The 17,950-nt window shown below is 66.9% G+C and carries 16 protein-coding genes and 1 tRNA gene; 9 read left to right on the top strand and 8 right to left on the bottom strand.

The genetic code is table 11. From position 1 onward, the window contains the following. Positions 1-21 precede the first annotated feature (21 nt). Entirely contained in the window at positions 22-2,865 is a 2,844-nt protein-coding gene (gene polA, locus C0V74_RS09610; protein ID WP_143251583.1) for a DNA polymerase I, read from the bottom strand. A 197-nt stretch (positions 2,866-3,062) separates the two neighbouring features. Here polA and C0V74_RS09605 point away from each other — a divergent pair, with 197 nt between their 5' ends. Next, positions 3,063-3,335 carry a hypothetical protein gene (locus tag C0V74_RS09605; protein ID WP_143251582.1) on the top strand — a complete coding sequence of 91 codons (273 nt, stop codon included), beginning with the start codon at positions 3,063-3,065 and terminating at the stop codon, positions 3,333-3,335. A gap of 177 nt (positions 3,336-3,512) precedes the next feature. On the opposite strand, the gene C0V74_RS09600 is transcribed toward C0V74_RS09605, so the two are convergent. Beyond that, positions 3,513-4,517, bottom strand: a complete 1,005-nt coding sequence (locus tag C0V74_RS09600) for a serine hydrolase (RefSeq protein WP_131621292.1) — start codon at positions 4,515-4,517, stop codon at positions 3,513-3,515. A gap of 269 nt (positions 4,518-4,786) precedes the next feature. Beyond that, positions 4,787-5,194 carry a host attachment protein gene (locus C0V74_RS09595; protein ID WP_143251581.1) on the bottom strand — a complete coding sequence of 136 codons (408 nt, stop codon included), beginning with the start codon at positions 5,192-5,194 and terminating at the stop codon, positions 4,787-4,789. A 113-nt stretch (positions 5,195-5,307) separates the two neighbouring features. Between C0V74_RS09595 and C0V74_RS12915 the strand changes: the two genes are divergently transcribed. Continuing rightward, complete coding sequence (locus C0V74_RS12915; protein ID WP_168194195.1) at positions 5,308-5,481, top strand: hypothetical protein; 174 nt, start codon at positions 5,308-5,310, stop codon at positions 5,479-5,481. Between the two features lie 115 nt (positions 5,482-5,596). On the opposite strand, the gene groL is transcribed toward C0V74_RS12915, so the two are convergent. The 3 genes from groL to C0V74_RS09580 all read right to left on the bottom strand — a co-directional run bounded on the left by groL (position 5,597) and on the right by C0V74_RS09580 (position 9,095). Then, the gene (gene groL, locus C0V74_RS09590; RefSeq protein WP_131621288.1) at positions 5,597-7,243 is read right to left on the bottom strand and encodes a chaperonin GroEL; all 1,647 of its coding nucleotides are present in this window, start codon (positions 7,241-7,243) and stop codon (positions 5,597-5,599) included. 53 nt (positions 7,244-7,296) lie between these two features. Beyond that, positions 7,297-7,584, bottom strand: a complete 288-nt coding sequence (gene groES, locus C0V74_RS09585; RefSeq protein WP_131621286.1) for a co-chaperone GroES — start codon at positions 7,582-7,584, stop codon at positions 7,297-7,299. Between the two features lie 116 nt (positions 7,585-7,700). Continuing rightward, complete coding sequence (locus C0V74_RS09580) at positions 7,701-9,095, bottom strand: MATE family efflux transporter (protein WP_143251580.1); 1,395 nt, start codon at positions 9,093-9,095, stop codon at positions 7,701-7,703. Between the two features lie 107 nt (positions 9,096-9,202). Here C0V74_RS09580 and C0V74_RS09575 point away from each other — a divergent pair, with 107 nt between their 5' ends. The 5 genes from C0V74_RS09575 (at position 9,203) to C0V74_RS09555 (ending at position 13,799) form a co-directional block, all read left to right on the top strand. Next, positions 9,203-9,736 (top strand): acyloxyacyl hydrolase, encoded by a 534-nt coding sequence (locus C0V74_RS09575; RefSeq protein ID WP_143251579.1) that lies wholly within the window; start codon positions 9,203-9,205, stop codon positions 9,734-9,736. A gap of 62 nt (positions 9,737-9,798) precedes the next feature. Next, positions 9,799-10,221 (top strand): c-type cytochrome, encoded by a 423-nt coding sequence (locus tag C0V74_RS09570; RefSeq protein ID WP_143251578.1) that lies wholly within the window; start codon positions 9,799-9,801, stop codon positions 10,219-10,221. Further along, complete coding sequence (locus C0V74_RS09565; protein ID WP_143251577.1) at positions 10,221-12,032, top strand: cation:proton antiporter; 1,812 nt, start codon at positions 10,221-10,223, stop codon at positions 12,030-12,032. Before C0V74_RS09570 ends, C0V74_RS09565 begins: the two co-directional genes overlap by 1 nt. After that, positions 12,029-13,210 carry a saccharopine dehydrogenase NADP-binding domain-containing protein gene (locus C0V74_RS09560; protein WP_143251576.1) on the top strand — a complete coding sequence of 394 codons (1,182 nt, stop codon included), beginning with the start codon at positions 12,029-12,031 and terminating at the stop codon, positions 13,208-13,210. Before C0V74_RS09565 ends, C0V74_RS09560 begins: the two co-directional genes overlap by 4 nt. A 64-nt stretch (positions 13,211-13,274) precedes the next feature. Continuing rightward, positions 13,275-13,799, top strand: coding sequence for a DoxX family protein (locus C0V74_RS09555; protein ID WP_143251575.1), 525 nt, complete (start codon positions 13,275-13,277; stop codon positions 13,797-13,799). A 22-nt stretch (positions 13,800-13,821) separates the two neighbouring features. Here C0V74_RS09555 and C0V74_RS09550 read toward each other — a convergent pair whose 3' ends face one another. Both C0V74_RS09550 and C0V74_RS09545 read right to left on the bottom strand, forming a co-directional pair. Then, on the bottom strand, positions 13,822-15,996 hold the full coding sequence (locus C0V74_RS09550; RefSeq protein WP_143251574.1) for a TonB-dependent receptor: 2,175 nt from the start codon (positions 15,994-15,996) through the stop codon (positions 13,822-13,824). Positions 15,997-16,160: 164 nt separating this feature from the next. Further along, positions 16,161-16,235: transfer RNA gene (locus C0V74_RS09545), tRNA-Gly, on the bottom strand. 200 nt (positions 16,236-16,435) lie between these two features. Between C0V74_RS09545 and C0V74_RS09540 the strand changes: the two genes are divergently transcribed. Beyond that, positions 16,436-17,335, top strand: a complete 900-nt coding sequence (locus C0V74_RS09540; protein WP_143252258.1) for a tetratricopeptide repeat protein — start codon at positions 16,436-16,438, stop codon at positions 17,333-17,335. 2 nt (positions 17,336-17,337) lie between these two features. Further along, positions 17,338-17,949 (top strand): LON peptidase substrate-binding domain-containing protein, encoded by a 612-nt coding sequence (locus C0V74_RS09535; protein ID WP_246844828.1) that lies wholly within the window; start codon positions 17,338-17,340, stop codon positions 17,947-17,949. The last annotated feature ends 1 nt before the right edge of the window (position 17,950 follow it).

The raw sequence follows: 17,950 nt of genomic DNA, 5'->3' as shown, positions 1-17,950 counted from the left end.
AAGCGCGAATCGGGGGCCGGGCTAGTGCGCCGCGCCCCAACTCGTGCCGGTGCCGATGTCGATCCCCAATGGCACATCGAGCGCCACTGCAGGCCGCGCCGCTTCGGCCATGATCCGCTCGATGACCGGTCGCGCTGCCTCGACGTCGCCCTCGGGCAGCTCGAACACCAGTTCGTCGTGGACCTGCAGCAGCATGCGCACGTGCCCCAGCCCTGCGTCCTCGAGCGCGGGCATCATCCGCGCCATCGCGCGCTTGATGATGTCCGCGCTGGTCCCCTGGATCGGCGCGTTGATCGCCGCCCGTTCCGATCCCGAGCGTTCATTCGGGTTCTTGGAATTGATCCGCGGGAACCAGGTTTTGCGGCCGAACAGGGTTTCCGAATACCCCTTGTCCCGCACGCTCTCCAGCGTGGTGTGGATGTAGTGCTGGATGCCGGGAAAGCGCTGGAAATAGGTGTCGATGATCGCCTGCGCCTCGTCCGCCTCGATCCCCAGCCGGCCGCCCAGCCCCCAACGGCTGATGCCGTAGAGGATGGCGAAGTTGACGGTCTTGGCCTTGGCGCGCGTATCGCGGTCGACCGTGCCGAACATCTCGAGCGCGGTGCGCGAGTGGATGTCCTCGCCGCCCGAGAATGCCTCTTTCAGCGGGGGGACATCGGCCATGTGCGCGGCCAGCCGCAACTCGATTTGGCTGTAATCGGCAGCGAGCAGCACGTGCCCCTCCTCCGCGACGAACGCCTCGCGAATCTGGCGGCCGATCTCGGTCCGGATGGGAATATTCTGCAGGTTGGGATCGGTCGAGGACAGCCGCCCGGTCTGCGCGCCCACCAAGCTGTAGCAGGTGTGCACCCGGCCGGTGGCGGGGTTGATCGCCGCCTGCAACGCATCGGTGTAGGTGTTCTTGAGCTTGGTCAGCTGGCGCCATTCGAGCACCTTGGTGGCGACTTCCGCCCCCTGCGCCGCGAGCCCTTCGAGGATCGCCTGGTCGGTCGAGTACTGGCCGCTCTTGCCTTTGCGCCCGCCCTTGTAGCCCAGCTTGTCGAACAGGATGTCGCCGAGCTGCTTCGGGCTGCCGATGGTGAATTCGACTCCGCAGCAGTCCCACACCTCGCGCTCGATGCGGGTGATCTCGCGCGCGAATTCATCGGACAGTTGCGCGAGGCGCGCACGATCGACCTTGATCCCGTGCCGCTCCATCTGCGCGACCACCGGGATCAGCGGCCGATCGACCCGGTGATAGACCCTTGCGCCGCCCTCGGTGGCGAGACGGGGCTTGAGGTGTTTCCACAGCCGCCAGGTGACGTCGGCATCCTCGGCCGCGTACTGCGTCGCCTTGTCGAGCGGCACTTCGCCGAAGGGAATCGCTTTCTTGCCGGTCCCGCAGATTTCTTTGAACGTCAGCGTCGTGTGGCCGAGGTGCCGCTCTGACAACTCGTCCATCCCGTGCCCGCCGCCGATCCCGTCAAGGCTGCGGCCCGCGTCGAGCGCAAAGCTGACGATCATCGTGTCGTCGATCGGCGCCAGATCGATCCTGGCGCAGCGCGACAGGATATTGATGTCGTACTTGATGTTCTGCCCGACCTTGAGGACCGCCGGGCTTTCCAGCAGCGGACGCAGCGCATCGTACGCGGCCTGCCGTTCGATCTGCACCGGCCGCTCGGCAAACATGTCGCTGCCGCCGTGCCCGAGCGGAATGTAGCACGCGTCGTTCGGGCCGAGGGCGAGGCTGATCCCCGCGAGTTCCGCCGTCATCGCGTCGAGGCTGCTGGTCTCGGTATCGATCGCCACCAGCCGCGCGGCGAACGCGCGCTCGATCCAGTGCATCAGGCGTTCGAGGCTGGTGACGCATTCATAGGCGGTGCGGTCGACCGGCGGATAATCGGGCAGCGGCTGGCGATTGCCGTCGGGCGCGGCGGGCGCCCCGGCATTCTGTGCCTTGGCCGGGTTGAGCTGGGTGGCGCGTTCCGGGCTGCCCTTGCCGCCGTCGAGCCGCTTCAGCAGGCTGGTGAAGCCGTGTTCGGACAGGAAAGCCGCGAGCGGCTCCTTCGGCACCGTGTCGAGCTTCATGTCGTCGATCGGGATCGGCAGGTCGCAGTCCTCCTTCAGCTGCACCAGCGTGCGGCTGAGTTCCGCCATCGCGCGCCCCTCGATCAGCCGCTCGCGCAGCTTGCCGGCCTTCAAGGACGGCGCGGCGTCGAGCGCGGCGGTGAGGCTGCCGTGATCCTGGATCAGTTTCGACGCGGTCTTGGGCCCGATCCCGAAGATGCCCGGAATGTTGTCGACGCTGTCGCCCATCAGCGCCAGCACGTCGCCCACCAGTTCGGGCGGGACGCCGAACTTCTCGACCACCTCGGGGATGTCGATCCGCTGGTTCTTCATCGTATCGAGCATGTCGATACAACCCCCGCCCTCGGCACATTTGCCGACCAGCTGCATCAGATCCTTGTCGCTGGAAACGATGGTGACGTCCCATCCCCGGCGGGTCGCCTCGCGGGCGTACGAGGCGATGAGATCGTCCGCCTCGAGATCGTCCTCCTCGATGCAGGGCAGGCTGAACGCGCGGGTCGCGTCGCGGATCAGCGGGAATTGAGGCACCAGGTCGTCAGGCGGCGGCGGGCGGTTGGCCTTGTACTGATCGTACAGTGCGTTGCGAAAACTGGTCGACCCCTTGTCGAGGATTACCGCGAGATGCGTCGGCCCATCCGCCTTGTTGAGGTCTTCCGCCAGCTTCCACAGCATGGTGGTGTACCCGTACACCGCCCCCACCGGCGTGCCGGCAGGGTTGGTCAGCGGCGGCAGGCGATGATACGCGCGGAAGATGTAGGCCGATCCATCGACCAGATAGAGATGCTGCTTGTCTGCCATCGCCGCCCTGCTAGCAGCGCGCGGCCTGGGCTGACAGCCGCTTTTGCGGAACTTCCAACCCGGCGGCACAGCGGTGGCCCGCCCTAATTGCGGCAACAATTTGGCAAAAAGGCTTGCGCTGCCACAAAGCCGCCACTATTTGGGTGGGGCACGGTGTCTCACCGAGCATTCAGAGCTGTTCAAAGGAACAACGAACTATGCGTAAGATCATTCTCGCCGCCGCCGCTGGCGCCGCCGCCCTCACCCTGTCGGCTTGCTCGGAAAAGACCGAAGACGCCGCTGCGACGACCGCCGATTCGGCCATGGCCGACACTTCGGCGAACGCTGAAGCCGCTGGCGAAGCCGTTGACGCTGCTGCCACCGACGTCGCGACCGGCGCTGCCGAAGCCACCGACGCTGCCGCTGCTGGCGCTGCCGCTGCTGAAGCCGAAGTGCAGGACGAATCGACCGCCGAAGCTGCGGTCGACTAAGCTTTCGCACTCGCGAAACAAACAGAAGGGCGGTGCCGCGAGGCGCCGCCCTTTTGCTTTGCCGGGCGTACGCAGGATGAGCGCGCCGCCTGGACTGTCTTCAGGGGTCAGCCGGCGCTGTCACCGGCAGCGGGGGCCAGCGCGTCGCGGCACAACGGCCGCGACATCAGCGAAACGTCAGTAGCTGGCCGAAGCGTACGCGCGGGCGGGCTGCGTTGCATAACCGTCGTACAGCGCACGGGCGATGTTCGCGATCTTGGCCTCACGCGCGGGGCGCGAGCCTTGCCCCGTCACATAAATCGCCACAGCGATCGCGCGGCCATCGGGGGTGTTGATGATCCCGATGTCGCTGGACGTGTTGTTGAGCGAGCCGGTCTTGTGCGCCACTTGCGCGCCGCTGGGCAGCATCGCGGGGATGCGGCGGGTGCCGGTCTTGCAGCGGCTCATCGCGCCCAGGATCACCTGACGGCTGCGGTCGGTCAAGAACTTGCCCTGGTACAACCCGGTGAGCAGGCTGACCATCGCCTGGGGCGTGGCGCTGTCACGGACATCGACGCTGCGTGCCGGATCGATCTCGCCATCGTCGCGCACCAGGGTGGCGATGTCGCGGGTGAGGTTAAATTCGCCGATGCCGTTGCGCTGCGCCCAGGAATTGACCGCCGCCGGTCCGCCAACCGCCGCGAGCAGCGCGTCGGTCGCCGGATTGCTCGACCGGGTGATCATCATCTCGATGAGGTCGACCGCCTTGTAGTACTTGCCCGGCACCACCGGCGCCTTGCTGGAGGAGAACCGTGCCGAGGCAACGGGCACCATCAACGGAAATTCGCTGGTGAGCGAGAAACGGCCGCGCTCGACCCCTTCCATGAAGGTGGCGGCGATGGCGATCTTGCTGGTGGAGGCCATCGGAAAGCGCTGGTCGCCCAACACCGAAACCTGCCGACCGCTCGCCAAGTCAACCGCGTAGACGCCGATCCGGCCGTTCGAACCATCAGCGATCCGCGCGACCATCGCCTCGATCGGACTGCGCGCACCCGCGTCGTAGCTCAGCGGTTTGCGGACCTCCGTCCCCAAGACCGCGTCGAACGTGTTCGCGAAGTCGGCCTCAGCCGCCTGTGCGGAGCCGAAGCTCGTGAAACCCAGCGCCAGCGCGGCGCACCATTTTCCGATACGGTTCATCGCCATGACCCCCAATATGATCCCGTCATGCTTTGCATCTGATTAACGGGAAGCGGCGCCAAGGCACAACGTGCGCGCGACGAGGAGTGTCTGTCGCGCGACACAAAGAACCTACGCGCGGGAACTTGGGGTCAGATCATTAAAACGAAACTGCGCTCGAGCGTGATCTATTGTCGGACGATCCCGAAGCGCACCGGCCAAAACGTGACCGGACGTTGGGACTCACTCTCGGCAGCGTTGCGCGCGGCGGGTCAGCCGCGCGCACCGACCAATGTTTACGCCAATGTGAGCGCCCGTTCGATCGCCTCGAGCGGCTGATTGGTCAGGTCCTTGGCCACCTCGCCCACGATGCGGTCCTTGACCACCTGGTGGCACTGCAAGCGGATCTCGCCGAGGGTCTTGGGGTCGGCGGCGATGACCAGGGGGTCGGTCTCACCGTCGTGCGTCGCCTTCTTGAAGAAATCGGCGATCGCCGCTCCGTGCGCGAGTTCATCGATGTTGCTCGACGAGCCGGCCGTGTTCGCAGCCTCGTGGTGGCGCACGCCGGCGCTGAAGTTGGTCAGCAACAGGTCCTGCTCGCTGACCTTTTCGAGCTTGGGCTCGAACGGCTGGCCGACATTCCGCATGATGATCAGTCGCTCTCCGTTGGCGAGGGCGACGAGTGCGTGGTGCGGAATTTTCATGTCGGGGGGTCTCCTTGTGGCTTCGCAGGGATCAACGGGCGGCCCGCCCCTTGGTGCCCGTTAACATGCCGCTGACGCATGCCTGCTAGGGGTTTTCGCTCAGGAGACCGATCATGAAATTCGTAATGCTCAACTCGCGCGGCGGCGACTATCTCGTCGTAGCGCAGAACATCGCCTGGCTGCGAACGGATGAGAACGGCCAGACCAAGGTGGGCATCGTCGGCGGGCAGCCCCTGTTGGTGACGGGTTCGATCGACGAGGTCGCAGCCACCGTTCTCGCCGCATAGATCACGTCAGGATCAGGGCGCGCAAAGGAAACGGGCCGGGGGATCGCTCCCCCGGCCCGTCTTTTTATCTGAGCGGAACGCCCGGGCAGGACCCGGGTGGACCGACAGCGCGGACTTAGAAGCCCATGCCGCCCATGTCGCCCATGCCGCCGCCGGGCATTCCGCCCATCGCCGGCTTGTCGTCGGGCTTCTCGCTGATCGCTGCTTCAGTGGTGATCAGGAGGCCGGCGACCGAGGCCGCGTTCTGCAGCGCGGTGCGCACGACCTTGGTCGGGTCGATCACGCCGGCGGTGACGAGGTTCTCGTAGGTATCGGTCTGCGCGTTGAAGCCGATGTTCTCGTCGTTGCCGTCGATCAGCTTGCCCGAAACAACCGCGCCGTCATGGCCCGCGTTCGAAGCGATCTGGCGCACCAGCGAGGTGAGCGACTTGCGGACGATGTCGACGCCGCGGGTCTGGTCCTCGTTGGCACCGGTCAGGCCTTCGAGCGCCTTGGCCGAGTACAGCAGAGCCGTGCCGCCGCCGGGGACGATGCCTTCTTCAACCGCCGCGCGGGTCGCGTGGAGGGCGTCGTCGACGCGGTCCTTGCGCTCCTTCACTTCGACTTCCGAAGCGCCGCCGACCTTGATCACGGCCACGCCGCCGGCGAGCTTCGCCAGCCGCTCCTGCAGCTTTTCACGGTCATAGTCGCTGCTGGTCGCATCGATCTGGGTGCGGATTTCGCCCACGCGCGCCTTGATGTCGTCGGCCGAGCCGGCGCCATCGACGATGGTGGTGTTGTCCTTGTCGATCGACACGCGCTTGGCCTGGCCGAGCATGCCCACCGTGACGTTCTCGAGCTTGATGCCGAGGTCTTCGGAAATCATCTCGCCCTGCGTCAGGATCGCGATGTCCTGCAGCATCGCCTTGCGGCGATCGCCGAAGCCGGGAGCCTTGACCGCCGCGACCTTCAGGCCGCCGCGCAGCTTGTTGACCACCAGGGTCGCCAGCGCTTCGCCTTCGATGTCCTCGGCAATGATCAGCAGCGGACGGCCCGACTGCACCACGGCCTCGAGGATCGGCAGCATCGCCTGGAGCGACGACAGCTTCTTCTCGTGGATCAGGATGTAGGGGTTATCCAACTCGACCGTCATCTTGTCGGGGTTGGTGATGAAGTAGGGGCTGAGATAGCCGCGGTCGAACTGCATGCCTTCGACGACGTCGAGCTCGAACTCGAGGCCCTTGGCTTCCTCGACGGTGATCACGCCTTCCTTGCCGACCTTTTCCATCGCTTCCGCGATCTTGTTGCCGACTTCGGTGTCGCCGTTGGCCGAGATGATGCCGACCTGGGCGATCTCGTGCGAGCCGGACACTTCCTTCGAACGGCTCTTCAGGTTCTCGGTGATCTTCTCGACCGCCATGTCGATGCCGCGCTTCAGGTCCATCGGGTTCATGCCGGCGGCAACCGACTTCATGCCTTCGGTCACGATCGCCTGGGCGAGCACGGTGGCGGTGGTGGTGCCGTCACCGGCGTTGTCGTTGGTGCGGCTCGCGACTTCCTTGAGCATCTGCGCGCCCATGTTCTCGAACTTGTCCTTGAGTTCGATTTCCTTGGCGACGGTGACGCCGTCCTTGGTGATGCGCGGCGAGCCGAAGCTCTTGTCGATCACGACGTTGCGGCCCTTGGGGCCCAGCGTGACCTTTACGGCATTGGCGAGGGTGTCGACGCCGGCGAGAATGCGTTCGCGCGCGTCGCGCGAAAAGCGTACGTCCTTGGCAGCCATTGGTGTTTCTCCTGAAAGTCTTGGGTAAGTGAAAAGCGGTGGGGGTCAGGCGATCAGCCGACGATCCCCATGATGTCGCTTTCTTTCATGATCAGCAGGTCTTCGCCGTCGAGCTTGACCTCGGTGCCGGACCACTTGCCGAACAATACGCGGTCGCCGGCCTTGACCTCGAGCGGGTGAACCTGGCCCTGGTCGTTACGCGCGCCGGTGCCGACGGAGACGACTTCGCCTTCGCTCGGCTTTTCCTGGGCGCTGTCGGGGATGATGATGCCGCCGGCGGTCTTGCTGTCAGCCTCGATACGGCGGACAAGAACGCGGTCGTGCAACGGACGAAATGCCATGTCGCTAAGCCCTTTCGGTTGGTGAATGCTCTTGGCACTCTCGATGCAAGAGTGCCAGCGCCTGGGCATTTAGTGCGCCATCCCGAGGCGTCAAGCAGCGCGGGGCGGATAAATCGTCAGGCGGCGCGCGCGGTCAGCCCGATCCGGTCGCGCAAGGCCCATCGCCAGGTCAGCAGCGCGGCCGAGAATACCAGCCCGATCGCCAGGCCCACCCACACGCCGAACCCTTCGAGCGGGGTGAAGAAGCCGAGCCAGATCGCCGCGCCGAACCCGGGCACCCAGTAGCTGAAGATCGCGATCGCCATCGGCACGCGCGTGTCTTGCACTCCGCGCAAGGCGCCCGCCGCGACCGCCTGCACCCCGTCGAACAATTGGAACGCCGCGGCCATAATCATGTAGCTGACCGCGAACCGCACCATGGCGGCATTCGCGGGCGCCGCAGGATCGACGTAGATGCGCAGGAGCAACGTCGGCATGAACAGCATCGCCGCCGCGGTCAGGCACATGAAGCCAGCGGCCACCGCGATGCCGATCCAGCCCGCCCGGCCGATCGCGTCCCGATCGCCCGCGCCGAAATGGTAACCCACCCGAATGGTCGCGGCCTGGCCGATCCCGAACGGCACCTGGAACGCCAGCGCCGCGATCTGGAGCGCGACCGTGTGGCCGGCGAGTTCCGATTCTCCGATCCGCCCCATCAGCAGGGCCGCGCCGCTGAACAGCCCCGCCTCCGCGATGATGATCACCATCACCGGCGTGCCCAGGCGAGCGATCTCGCGCAGCCGGGTCCACTCAGGGCGCCACCAGTTGCCGAGGATCCGGTATCGGCGGAGACGCCGGTCCGCGCCGATGGCGACGACATAGCTCGCCAGCACGAACAGCGAGGTGAACACGCTGGCAAGCGCCGACCCCTCAAGACCGAGCGCCGGTGCGCCCAGGTTGCCGAACACGAACATCCAGTTGAACAGCAAGCTCGCGCCCAGCGCCAGCGCAGTGATCGCGGTGGCGAAGATCGGCCGGCCGAGAGCGGAGACGAAGTTGCGCAGCACGCTCGCCATCACCATCGGGATCATCGCCCACATGATGATCTGCAGGAAGTCCCCCGCGCGCCGGGACAAGGCGGCGGACTGTCCGCTGGCGAGCATCAGCGCTTCGCCAAACCAGCAGATCGCCATGCCCACGCCGCCGGCGACCACTGCCAGCCACAACGCCATGCGGACTGAGCGGCGCACTTCGCGCACGGCGTGCCGGCGCCGGCCAAGTTCTTCCGCAATCAGCGCCGCGACGATTCCGGTCAGCCCGGAGAACGCCCACATCAGCAGGCCGAACAAGGCGATGCCAAGCGCCGAGGCGGCGAGTTCGCGTTCTCCCAGCCGGGCGACGAAGATCACGTCAACCGCGTGGACCAGCATCTGCAACAGGTTGGCGAGCGCCAACGGCCAGGCGAGCGCCAAGGTGGCCGCCAGCTCGGCGCGCCAAAGTCCGTTTCGGGCCGAGGGGGCTGCGTGCGCCATAAAGCCGGCCCGGATAGGCGCGCGCCGCGATACAGGAAAGCGCCGGATCGGGGGCGCGCCCGTTTGCCTTCAGCTTGCCGCAAGCTTGCCACAGCCAGAGGCGGGCGATGAAGATCAAGCTCTCTCTCGCCGCTGCGCTCGGCGCGGCCGCAATCGCTGCTCCCGCTCATGCGGGCGAACTCTACGGCGGCGTGTACCGGCACGCGGTCGATACCCCGTTCACGCTCGATACGCAGGAAGGCGGCGTCGACGTGCAGGTCGGTTACCGGTTGGACCCTGTTCTGCCGGTAGTGGGGATCGAGCCCTACGTGTTCGGGTCGGTCAACAGCGAGAGCGGCGGGACCGACTTCGTGGGCGCGGGCATCAGCCGCAAGTTCAGCCTGGGCGGCGTGTATGTGCGTCCGGGCGTCGGGCTGGTGCTGCACAACGCGCCGTCGCTGCGGACCAATCCGGACACCGGCGTGCGCACCGATCTTGGCAGCAGAGTGCTGTTCGAGCCGGAAATCGCCATCGGCCTCGCGCTCGCGCCGCGCGTCAGCGTCGAGGCGAGCTGGGTGCATATCTCCAACGCGCGATTGTTCAATTCACAGCAAAATCCCGGCATCGATTTGATCGGCGTGCGCGCCAACCTGAAGCTTTGACGGCCACGCGGTAAGCTTTACATGGCGGGAGGCGCACTCCCGCGCCCGGAACGCTGCATCGCATGATCCGCTGTGCCCTTGCCGCATCGGCGATCGTTTTGCTCACCGCTTGCGGACAGGCGGCGCGCGAGAGCGACAACCCCGCGCCCGATGCGTCGCCGGGGACCGGTGGACATGCTTCCGGATCCGTGGTGGCGCAGGCTCCGGCCGCGTTCGGTCAATGCACGGTCTGCCACACGACCGAGCCGGGCAAGCACCTGGTCGGGCCGTCGCTCGCGGGGGTCTATGGCCAGCCGGCCGCCTCGGCTGCGGGCTATCCCTATAGCGCCGCGCTGAAGCAGGCGGGGCTTACCTGGGATGATGCGTCACTCGGCCGTTTCCTGGAGGCGCCGATGCGGGCGGTACCGGGCACCAGAATGACTCATGCCGGTCTGAAGGATCCGGCCGCGCGCGACGCGGTGATCGCTTACATGAAGGTCCTGTGATGGAGGCGGCGCACGGCACCAGCCACTTCCTGCGCGACGGAGTGGTGATGCTGGGCTTCGCGCTCGGCTTCGTGCTGCTGTTCCGCCGGCTCGGACTGGGGGCCACGCTGGGCTACCTGGTCGCGGGCGTGGTGATCGGGCCGCAAGTGCTGGGCCTGATCGGCGATGCCGAATCGATGATCGGCTTTGCGGAACTTGGCATCGTGCTGCTGCTGTTCATCGTCGGCCTGGAACTGGCACCGGCCCGCCTGTGGGCGATGAAGCGCGAGATCCTGGGCCTGGGACTGGTCCAGGTGGCGCTGTGCGGCATCGCCCTCACCGCCGCCATCGGCCTGGCCACCAACTTCAGCTGGGCGGCGGCGGTCGCGCTCGGCATGCCGCTGGCGCTGTCCTCGACCGCGCAGGTGCTGCCGATGCTGCAATCGGCGGGGCGGCTCAAGACGCCGTTCGGAGAGCGGGCGTTCTCGATCCTGCTGTTCCAGGACCTGTCGATCATCGCGATGATCACCGTGGTCGCCGCGCTGTCGCGCAACCCCGCCGACGCCGGGGGACCGCCGGGCTGGCAGCTGGCGCTGATGACGCTCGCGGCCATCGCCGGGCTGATCATCGCGGGCCGGTTCCTGGTGCGCCCGCTGTTCCGCCTGATCGGCGGACTGGGCGAGCGCGAGATGTTCATCGTCGCGGCCCTGTTCACCATCGCCGCGTGTGCCGGAACGATGGAACTGCTCGGTCTGTCGACCGCGCTGGGCGCGTTCCTCGCCGGGGTGATGCTGGCCGACACCCCGTACCGCCACGAGCTGGAGACCGACGTCGAGCCGTTCCGCTCAATCCTGCTCGGCTTGTTCTTCCTGGCCGTTGGCATGATGCTCGACCTCCAGGCCATCGCCGACCGGCCGGTGTTCGTGGCGGTGGCCGCGATCGGTCTGATCGCGATCAAGGCGTCGGTGATCGGCGGCATTGCGATGATCATCGGCATGGGCTGGCGCAACGCGCTCGCCCTGGGCCTGCTGCTCAGCCAGGGCGGTGAATTCGGGTTCGTGATGTTCGCCCAGGCACAGGCTGGCCTGCTGATCAGCCCCGAAGCGGCGAGTCTGTTCGGCGCGGTGGTGACGCTGTCGATGGCCTCGACCCCGTTCCTGATGATGCTCACCGCCCCGCTGCGGCGCGCGGCCCAGTCCACCGAGCAGCGCGAAGAACCCAACAACGATGGCGCGGGCGCGCTGGTCATCGGCTATGGCCGGTTCGGCCAGACGGTGGCACAGATGCTGATGCTGAGCGACATCAGGGTCACCCTGATCGACATCGACACCGAAATGATCGACGTCGCCGGCACCTTCGGTTCGAAGGTCTACTTCGGCGATGGCACCCGGATCGATCTGCTGCGGCAGGCCGGGGCGGCGGATGCCGAGGCGCTGCTGTTCTGCCTCGACGGCGCGCAGCTTGACGCGGGCGTGCTCGGTGCGGTGCGGGAAGCCTTCCCGCGCCCGAAAATCTTCGTCCGCGCGTTCGACCGCCGCACGCTGATCGACTTGCGCGACGCCCCACACGACTTTGCGGTGCGCGAGGTCATGGAATCCGCCGTTACGATGGCCCGCGCAGCGCTGGAGATGCTGGGCGAAAACCTCCAGGATATCGATGCCGCGGAGCAGGAGTATCGGCGCAACGACGACGAACGGCTCGATGCGCAGCGCGCGGCGGGCGATTATGGCGCGGCCCGGGAGATGGTCATCAGCCACCAGACCGAACTGGCGGCCCGCGCAAGGCTGCGGATTCCGGGTCGCCCCACGAACCGTACAGGAGCAGGACGATGAGCAACGACAGCCGCGAATTCGACATCGTGATCTACGGCGCCACCGGCTACACCGGCCGCCTCGTCGCCGAGCATTTCGTGCGCGAATACGGCACCCGGCCCGACGCGCCCAAGTGGGCGATGGCCGGACGCAGCAGGGACAAGCTGGCAGAGGTGCGCGACCTGATCGGCGCGCCGGCGGACACGCCGCTGGTCATCGCCGACGCAAGCGATCCGGGCACGCTCGACGCGCTGTGCCACCGCACCCGCGTGGTGCTGACCACCGTCGGCCCGTACCAGCTGTATGGCAGCGAACTGGTCGCCGCCTGCGCCCGCTCCGGCACCGACTATGCCGATCTGTGCGGTGAGCCGGCCTGGATGCGCGAGATGATCGACGCGCATCACGAACACGCCAAGTCGAGCGGCGCGCGAATCGCCTTTTCCAGCGGGTTCGATTCGATCCCGTTCGATCTCGGCGTGCTGATGCTGCAGAAGGCGGCGGTCGCTCGCTTCGGCAAGCCGGTCCCGCGGGTGCGCTGCCGGGTGCGCGACATGAAGGGGACGTTTTCGGGCGGGACCGCGGCCAGCCTGACCGCCACGATGAAGGCGGTGGCGAAGAACCCGCGGCTCGTATCGCTGCTGTCGAGCCCGTTCGCGCTCACTCCGGGGTTCGAAGGACCGGACCAGCCGGCGGGCATGATCCCGCACTATGAGGATGACTTGGGCCGCTGGGCCGCGCCGTTCATCATGGCGACCATCAACACCAAGAACGTCCACCGGACCAACTTCCTGAGCGGTTTCCCCTACGGCGAGGACTTCCGCTACGACGAGATGATGCTGACCAGCCCAGGAGAGGCCGGCAAAGCCGCCGCCAACGCTGTGGTTGAGCTGCTCAAGAACCCGTTCGGGGCCAAGCCGCCCGCGCCGGGCGAAGGCCCTACGCCCGAGGAGCGCGAAAGCGGGCACTACGACGCGCTGTTTGTCGGCGAAATGCCGTCCGGCGAAAAGCTGCGATATGCCGTCAAGGGCCGCTACGATCCGGGATACGGCTCGACCAGCCGGATGCTGGGCGAGACCGGCATGGCACTGCTCGCAAGCGACGCGCCGGGGGGGATCGGCACGCCAGGCTCGATTCTGGGCGAAGCGCTGGTCGAGCGACTGCGCGACCATGCGGAGATCACCTTCGCGGTGGAGGAATAGCCGCGCCGGCACCTTTGCCGGCGTCGATGCGTTGAGGGTCGCATAAGGGGAAAGGAATACCGCCATGTCCACTATTGCCGCCGTCATCGGCCGCCTGATGCTCGCGCTGATCTTCGTCGTCTCCGGCATCCAGAAGATCATCGACCCGGCGCCGACCGCGCAGATGCTCGTCTCGAAAAGCCTGCCGGCCACGCTGGCGATGCCGACCGGCATCTTCGAGCTGGTCGCTGGGCTGCTGCTCGCGCTCGGCATCATGACGCGGCTGGCGTCGTTCCTGCTCGCCGGCTTCACCTTGCTGACGATATTCTTCTTCCACAACCAGTTCGGCGATCCCATGCAGGCGACGCAGGCGTTGAAGAACACCGCCATCGCGGGCGGGCTGCTGGTCGTGTTCGCATATGGGCAAATGCGCTGGAGCTACGATCACATGCGTGCGAACCGGAAGGGCGAGCTCGCCGCGCGCGAGGCGGATGAGCGCGCGCGCGAGGCCGAACTGCGCGCCGCGCGGGCAGAGGGCGCGGCGACTGCCGCCGGCGTCCCCCTGACTGACGCGGACCACCACGGGCGCACCAAGCGCCGGTGGTTCTGAACGCTCCTGCCGCGCGCGCCAGCTAGAGGCTGGTGCGCAGCGACAGCCTGAAGCTGCGGCCCGGCAGCGGGACGAAATCCTTAGTGAAGCTGACGTGCCGGCGGCCTTCGGTGTCGAAGATATTGTCGACCGCCGCCAGCACGCTGATGTTCTGCCGCCCGCTGAAGGGACGCCAGGCGATCGAGGCATTGACGAAGGCGAAGCTGTCGGTGCGCGTTTCGAACGGCGCGGTGCGGTTCTGCGCCGCGAACCATTCGACCTCCCCCCGCACGTCAACCGCGCCGGACTCGAGCGCCAGGGCACCGGACAGGCCGAGCGGCGGGATTCGCGGCAACGAGGTGCCGCCGGCCAGCTTGGCCCGGACGTATTCGCCGCGCGCTTCGGCCATCAGCCGCGCATCCGGGCTGAAGGTGGCGACCGGCAGCTTAACCTCGCCCTCGACCCCGAAGTAGTCGGCATCCCCCTGCCGATAGGCAAACACCGGCAGGTCGTCTTCCTCCTCGCCGGTCTCGTCGAGGTAGATGAAGTCGGAAAACCAGTTCTTGAACACCGCCATGCTCACTTGGGCAGGTCCAACCGCTCCGCGAACATAGCCTTCAAGTCCCCAAGCCTTTTCCAGCGTCAGGTCGGGATCGCCGACTTCGAACGCCTGCGTTGCAATGTGCGGTCCGTTGGCGAACAGCTCCTCGCCCGCCGGCGCCCGCGCCACGCGCGTACCGTTCACCCCCGCGCGCAGGCCCGATCCCAGACCGAGCGACACGCCGAGCGCGCCCGAGAAGCCATTGAACGAGCGTGACAGTCCAAGCGTGCGCGCGCTGACGTTGCTCTTCTCATAACGCACCGCGCCCTCGATCTCGAACGGGCCGTTGCCGTATTCCTGCAGGGTGAAGAAGCCGATCTGCTCGCTCTGGTTCGGCGCCACGAAGGCCTCCTCCCCCACCGCCGAGAAGTCGCGGAAGTAGTATTGCGCGCCGAACGATCCGCGCAGTGCGCCGAGGTCGGCCTGGACGAACTCGAGCCGCGCCTCCAGCCCCTCGATGTCGAACACGGTGCCGACCTCGGCGCCTTCGAATTCGGTGTGGGTGTAGTCGCTGTATCCGACGCGGGTCAGCAACCGGTCGACGAACCCGCCGCCAATCGCCAGATCGCCCCGGAAATCGGCCCGGAACTGGCGCAGGTCGATCGACACGCCGCCCTCCTCCTCGCCGGCATCCCCGGCCTCTTCGCCCTCTTCATGATGGTGGTGACCCGCGCCCGGGCGTTCGGGCACGCCGTAGCGGCTGTCGTACCAGCCGGCCGAGATTCCCATCGTGCTGTCGCCGCGAAACAGCGCCAGCCCCGCGTTCGCCGACCATGCACGGGCGAAGCTGTTGGCTAGCGTACCGCGCTGGTCGGCGGCCTCGCGCAGCTCGGCGGCTTCGTCCAAGTGGCCCTCCGCCTGTTCCTCGGACGCGGCGGCCAGCAATTCGGCGCGCAGCGCCCTCGACGCGACGAAGCCGGGCACGGTCAGGTCGCCCGCATCGCGGTAGGACCCGTCGGCATGAAACACAAAGCCGCCACCCAGCGGCGCATCGACCGACCCGCCGAGGCTGTATTCGTCGTTCACCGTCGCATAGCCAGCGAGCGCGTCGACGTGGATCGCCTCGTCGGGCACCCGGCGCGGGATGCGTTTGTCGATCACGTTGACCGCACCGCCGATCGCCTGGCTTCCATAAAGCAGCACCGCCGGCCCGCGCAGCACCTCGATCCGTTCGGCTGTCAGCGGATCGATGCTGACGCCGTGATCGTCGGAGGTATTCGAGGCGTCGAGCGCGCCGATCCCATCGAACAGCACCCGCACCCGCTCGCCGGAAAAACCGCGCAGGACCGGCCGCGCCACCCCGGGCGCGAAGCTGGACGAGGTGACCCCGGGCAGGTCCTCCAGCACATTGCCGATCTGCCCGGTCAGGTTGCGCTGAAGTTCCAGCCCTTCGACCACGCTGGTGCCGGCCAGCACATCGAGCCGTTCGAGACCCGGCGCGGTGACCACGATCTCTCCAGTCGGGTCGGTTTGCCGGGTATGCAGGTCATCGACCACCGCCCCGCGCGTGGCGGGGATGCCGGGTGTCGGTCCAGCGGTCTGGGCCAGGGCCGGCTGACTGGTGAGGGCGACGGCAAGTGCCGACAACGATACGCGCGCGGAAACCAGAGGGGCCATGATCATCCTGATGTTTGGACCAAAGGCACACGCAAGCCTTGCGTGTGATGAAATATCATCGCGCCATAGGGATGCGCCAGCGGCTTGCGCAAGCCCCCCTCGCGATCAGCGGAGGCTGCCGGCCGATCAACGGAATCCGGGATCGCAGGGATGCTGAGGAAGCCTGGAGCGGGCGAAGGGAGTCGAACCCTCGACCTTCTGCATGGCAAGCAGACGCTCTACCACTGAGCTACGCCCGCTCAGGCGTGTGTCGTCCGTATCGGGACGACCGAAGGAGCATGCCCCTCCGGTGGGAGGCGCGCGGTTAGCAAAGCACCGATGGGGCCGCAAGCGCTATTTGGCCTCAGGCGTTTTCGCTTCACAATCGGCCGCGAACGCCCACATTAACGCGGTACCGGCGTGCCGGCTCAACAGCCAAGGGGATAGATACGTGGCCAGCATGGGGCTCAACCTAGAAGAGCAGAAGGCGGTCGACGCCTTCCGCAAGAACATCGTCGAGCCCTCGATGACCAACCTGGTGGTCCTCGATTTCTGGGCCGAATGGTGCGGTCCGTGCAAGGCGCTGACCCCGGTCCTGGAAAAGGTGTGCGGCGAATACGCCGACAAGGGCGTGGTCCTGGCCAAGGTCAACGTGGACGAGGAGCAGTTCATCGCCGCGCAGTTCCAGGTCCGCTCCATCCCGACGGTCTATGCGATGTTTCAGGGACAGCCCGTCGCTGACCTGACCAATGCGCGCACCGAATCGCAGCTGCGCGAAATGCTTGACCAGCTTCTTGCCCAACTGCCGATCGGCGCGGCGGAGGAAACCGCGCCCGAGATCGCGCAGTTCATCGAGATGGGCGAGCAAATCCTGGCCGAAGGCGACGCCGAACGCGCCGCCGGCATTTTCGCCCAGGTGACCGAGATGGCGCCCGACAATGCCCCTGCCCGCGCCGGCCTGATCCGCGCGCTGGTCGCCGCCGGCCGCACCGATGAAGCCCGCGCGGCCAGCACCGGTCTGGATGAGGCGCTGGCTGGCGACCCGGCCGTGAGAGCCGCGCTCAGCGCGCTGGAGCTTGCGGGAGAGCGCGTCGACGACAGCGAGTTGCAGGCCCTGCGCGCCGCTGCCGCCGAGCGTCCGACCGACATGGATGCGCAGCTTGCCTTCGCGGAAGCGGCCTATGCCGCCGGTGAACGCGACGACGCCGCCGGCACCCTGTTGGCAATGATCCAGCACGATCGCGAATGGAGCGACGGCGCGGCGCGCGCGCGACTGCTGAAGATCTTCGAAGCGGTGGGCCTGGAAGATCCGTGGGTCGTCACCACCCGGCGCAAACTGTCGCGCGTACTGTTCGGCTAGCCGTGCCCACGCGCCTGTCCATCTTCCCCATTCCGGGTGCGATCCTGTTTCCGGGTCTGCATCTGCCGCTTCATGTGTTCGAGCCGCGGTACCGCGCGCTGGTGGGCGATGCGCTGGCTCGCGATCGGCGGGTGGCGATGATCCAGCCGCAGCGCGCCGCCGACGACGCCCCGCTGTACGAGGTCGGCTGCGTCGGCAAGATCGAGGAGGTTGAGGCGCTCGACGACGGGCGGTACAACATCGTGCTGACCGGCGAGGCCCGCTTCCGGGTGCTGCGCGAACTCGATGTGTCGACCCCCTTTCGCCAAGTCGAAGGCGAACTGCTGCCGGAAGACGAGCACGCCGCCCTTGCCAGCGTCGAACGCGCGGGGTTCGAACAGGAGGCGCGGCGGTTTGCCGAAGCGCAGGGCTATCTGGTCGATTGGGATTCGGTGGCCCGGCTCGACGACCGGACACTGATCGATGGGGTCAGCCAGATCGCGCCGTTCGATGCCGCCGCCAAGCAGGCGCTGCTCGAATGCCCGTCCTTGACCGAGCGGTGCGAATTGCTCGTCCAGCTGATGCAGTTCTTCGGCCATGGCGACCCTGAAGAAGGCCGCGTGACGCTGCAGTAGG

Origin of the sequence: Altererythrobacter sp. TH136 (assembly GCF_007065885.1) — a bacterium.
Classification (GTDB): Bacteria; Pseudomonadota; Alphaproteobacteria; order Sphingomonadales; family Sphingomonadaceae; genus Tsuneonella.
This window is presented reverse-complemented; position numbering and strand designations above follow the sequence as displayed.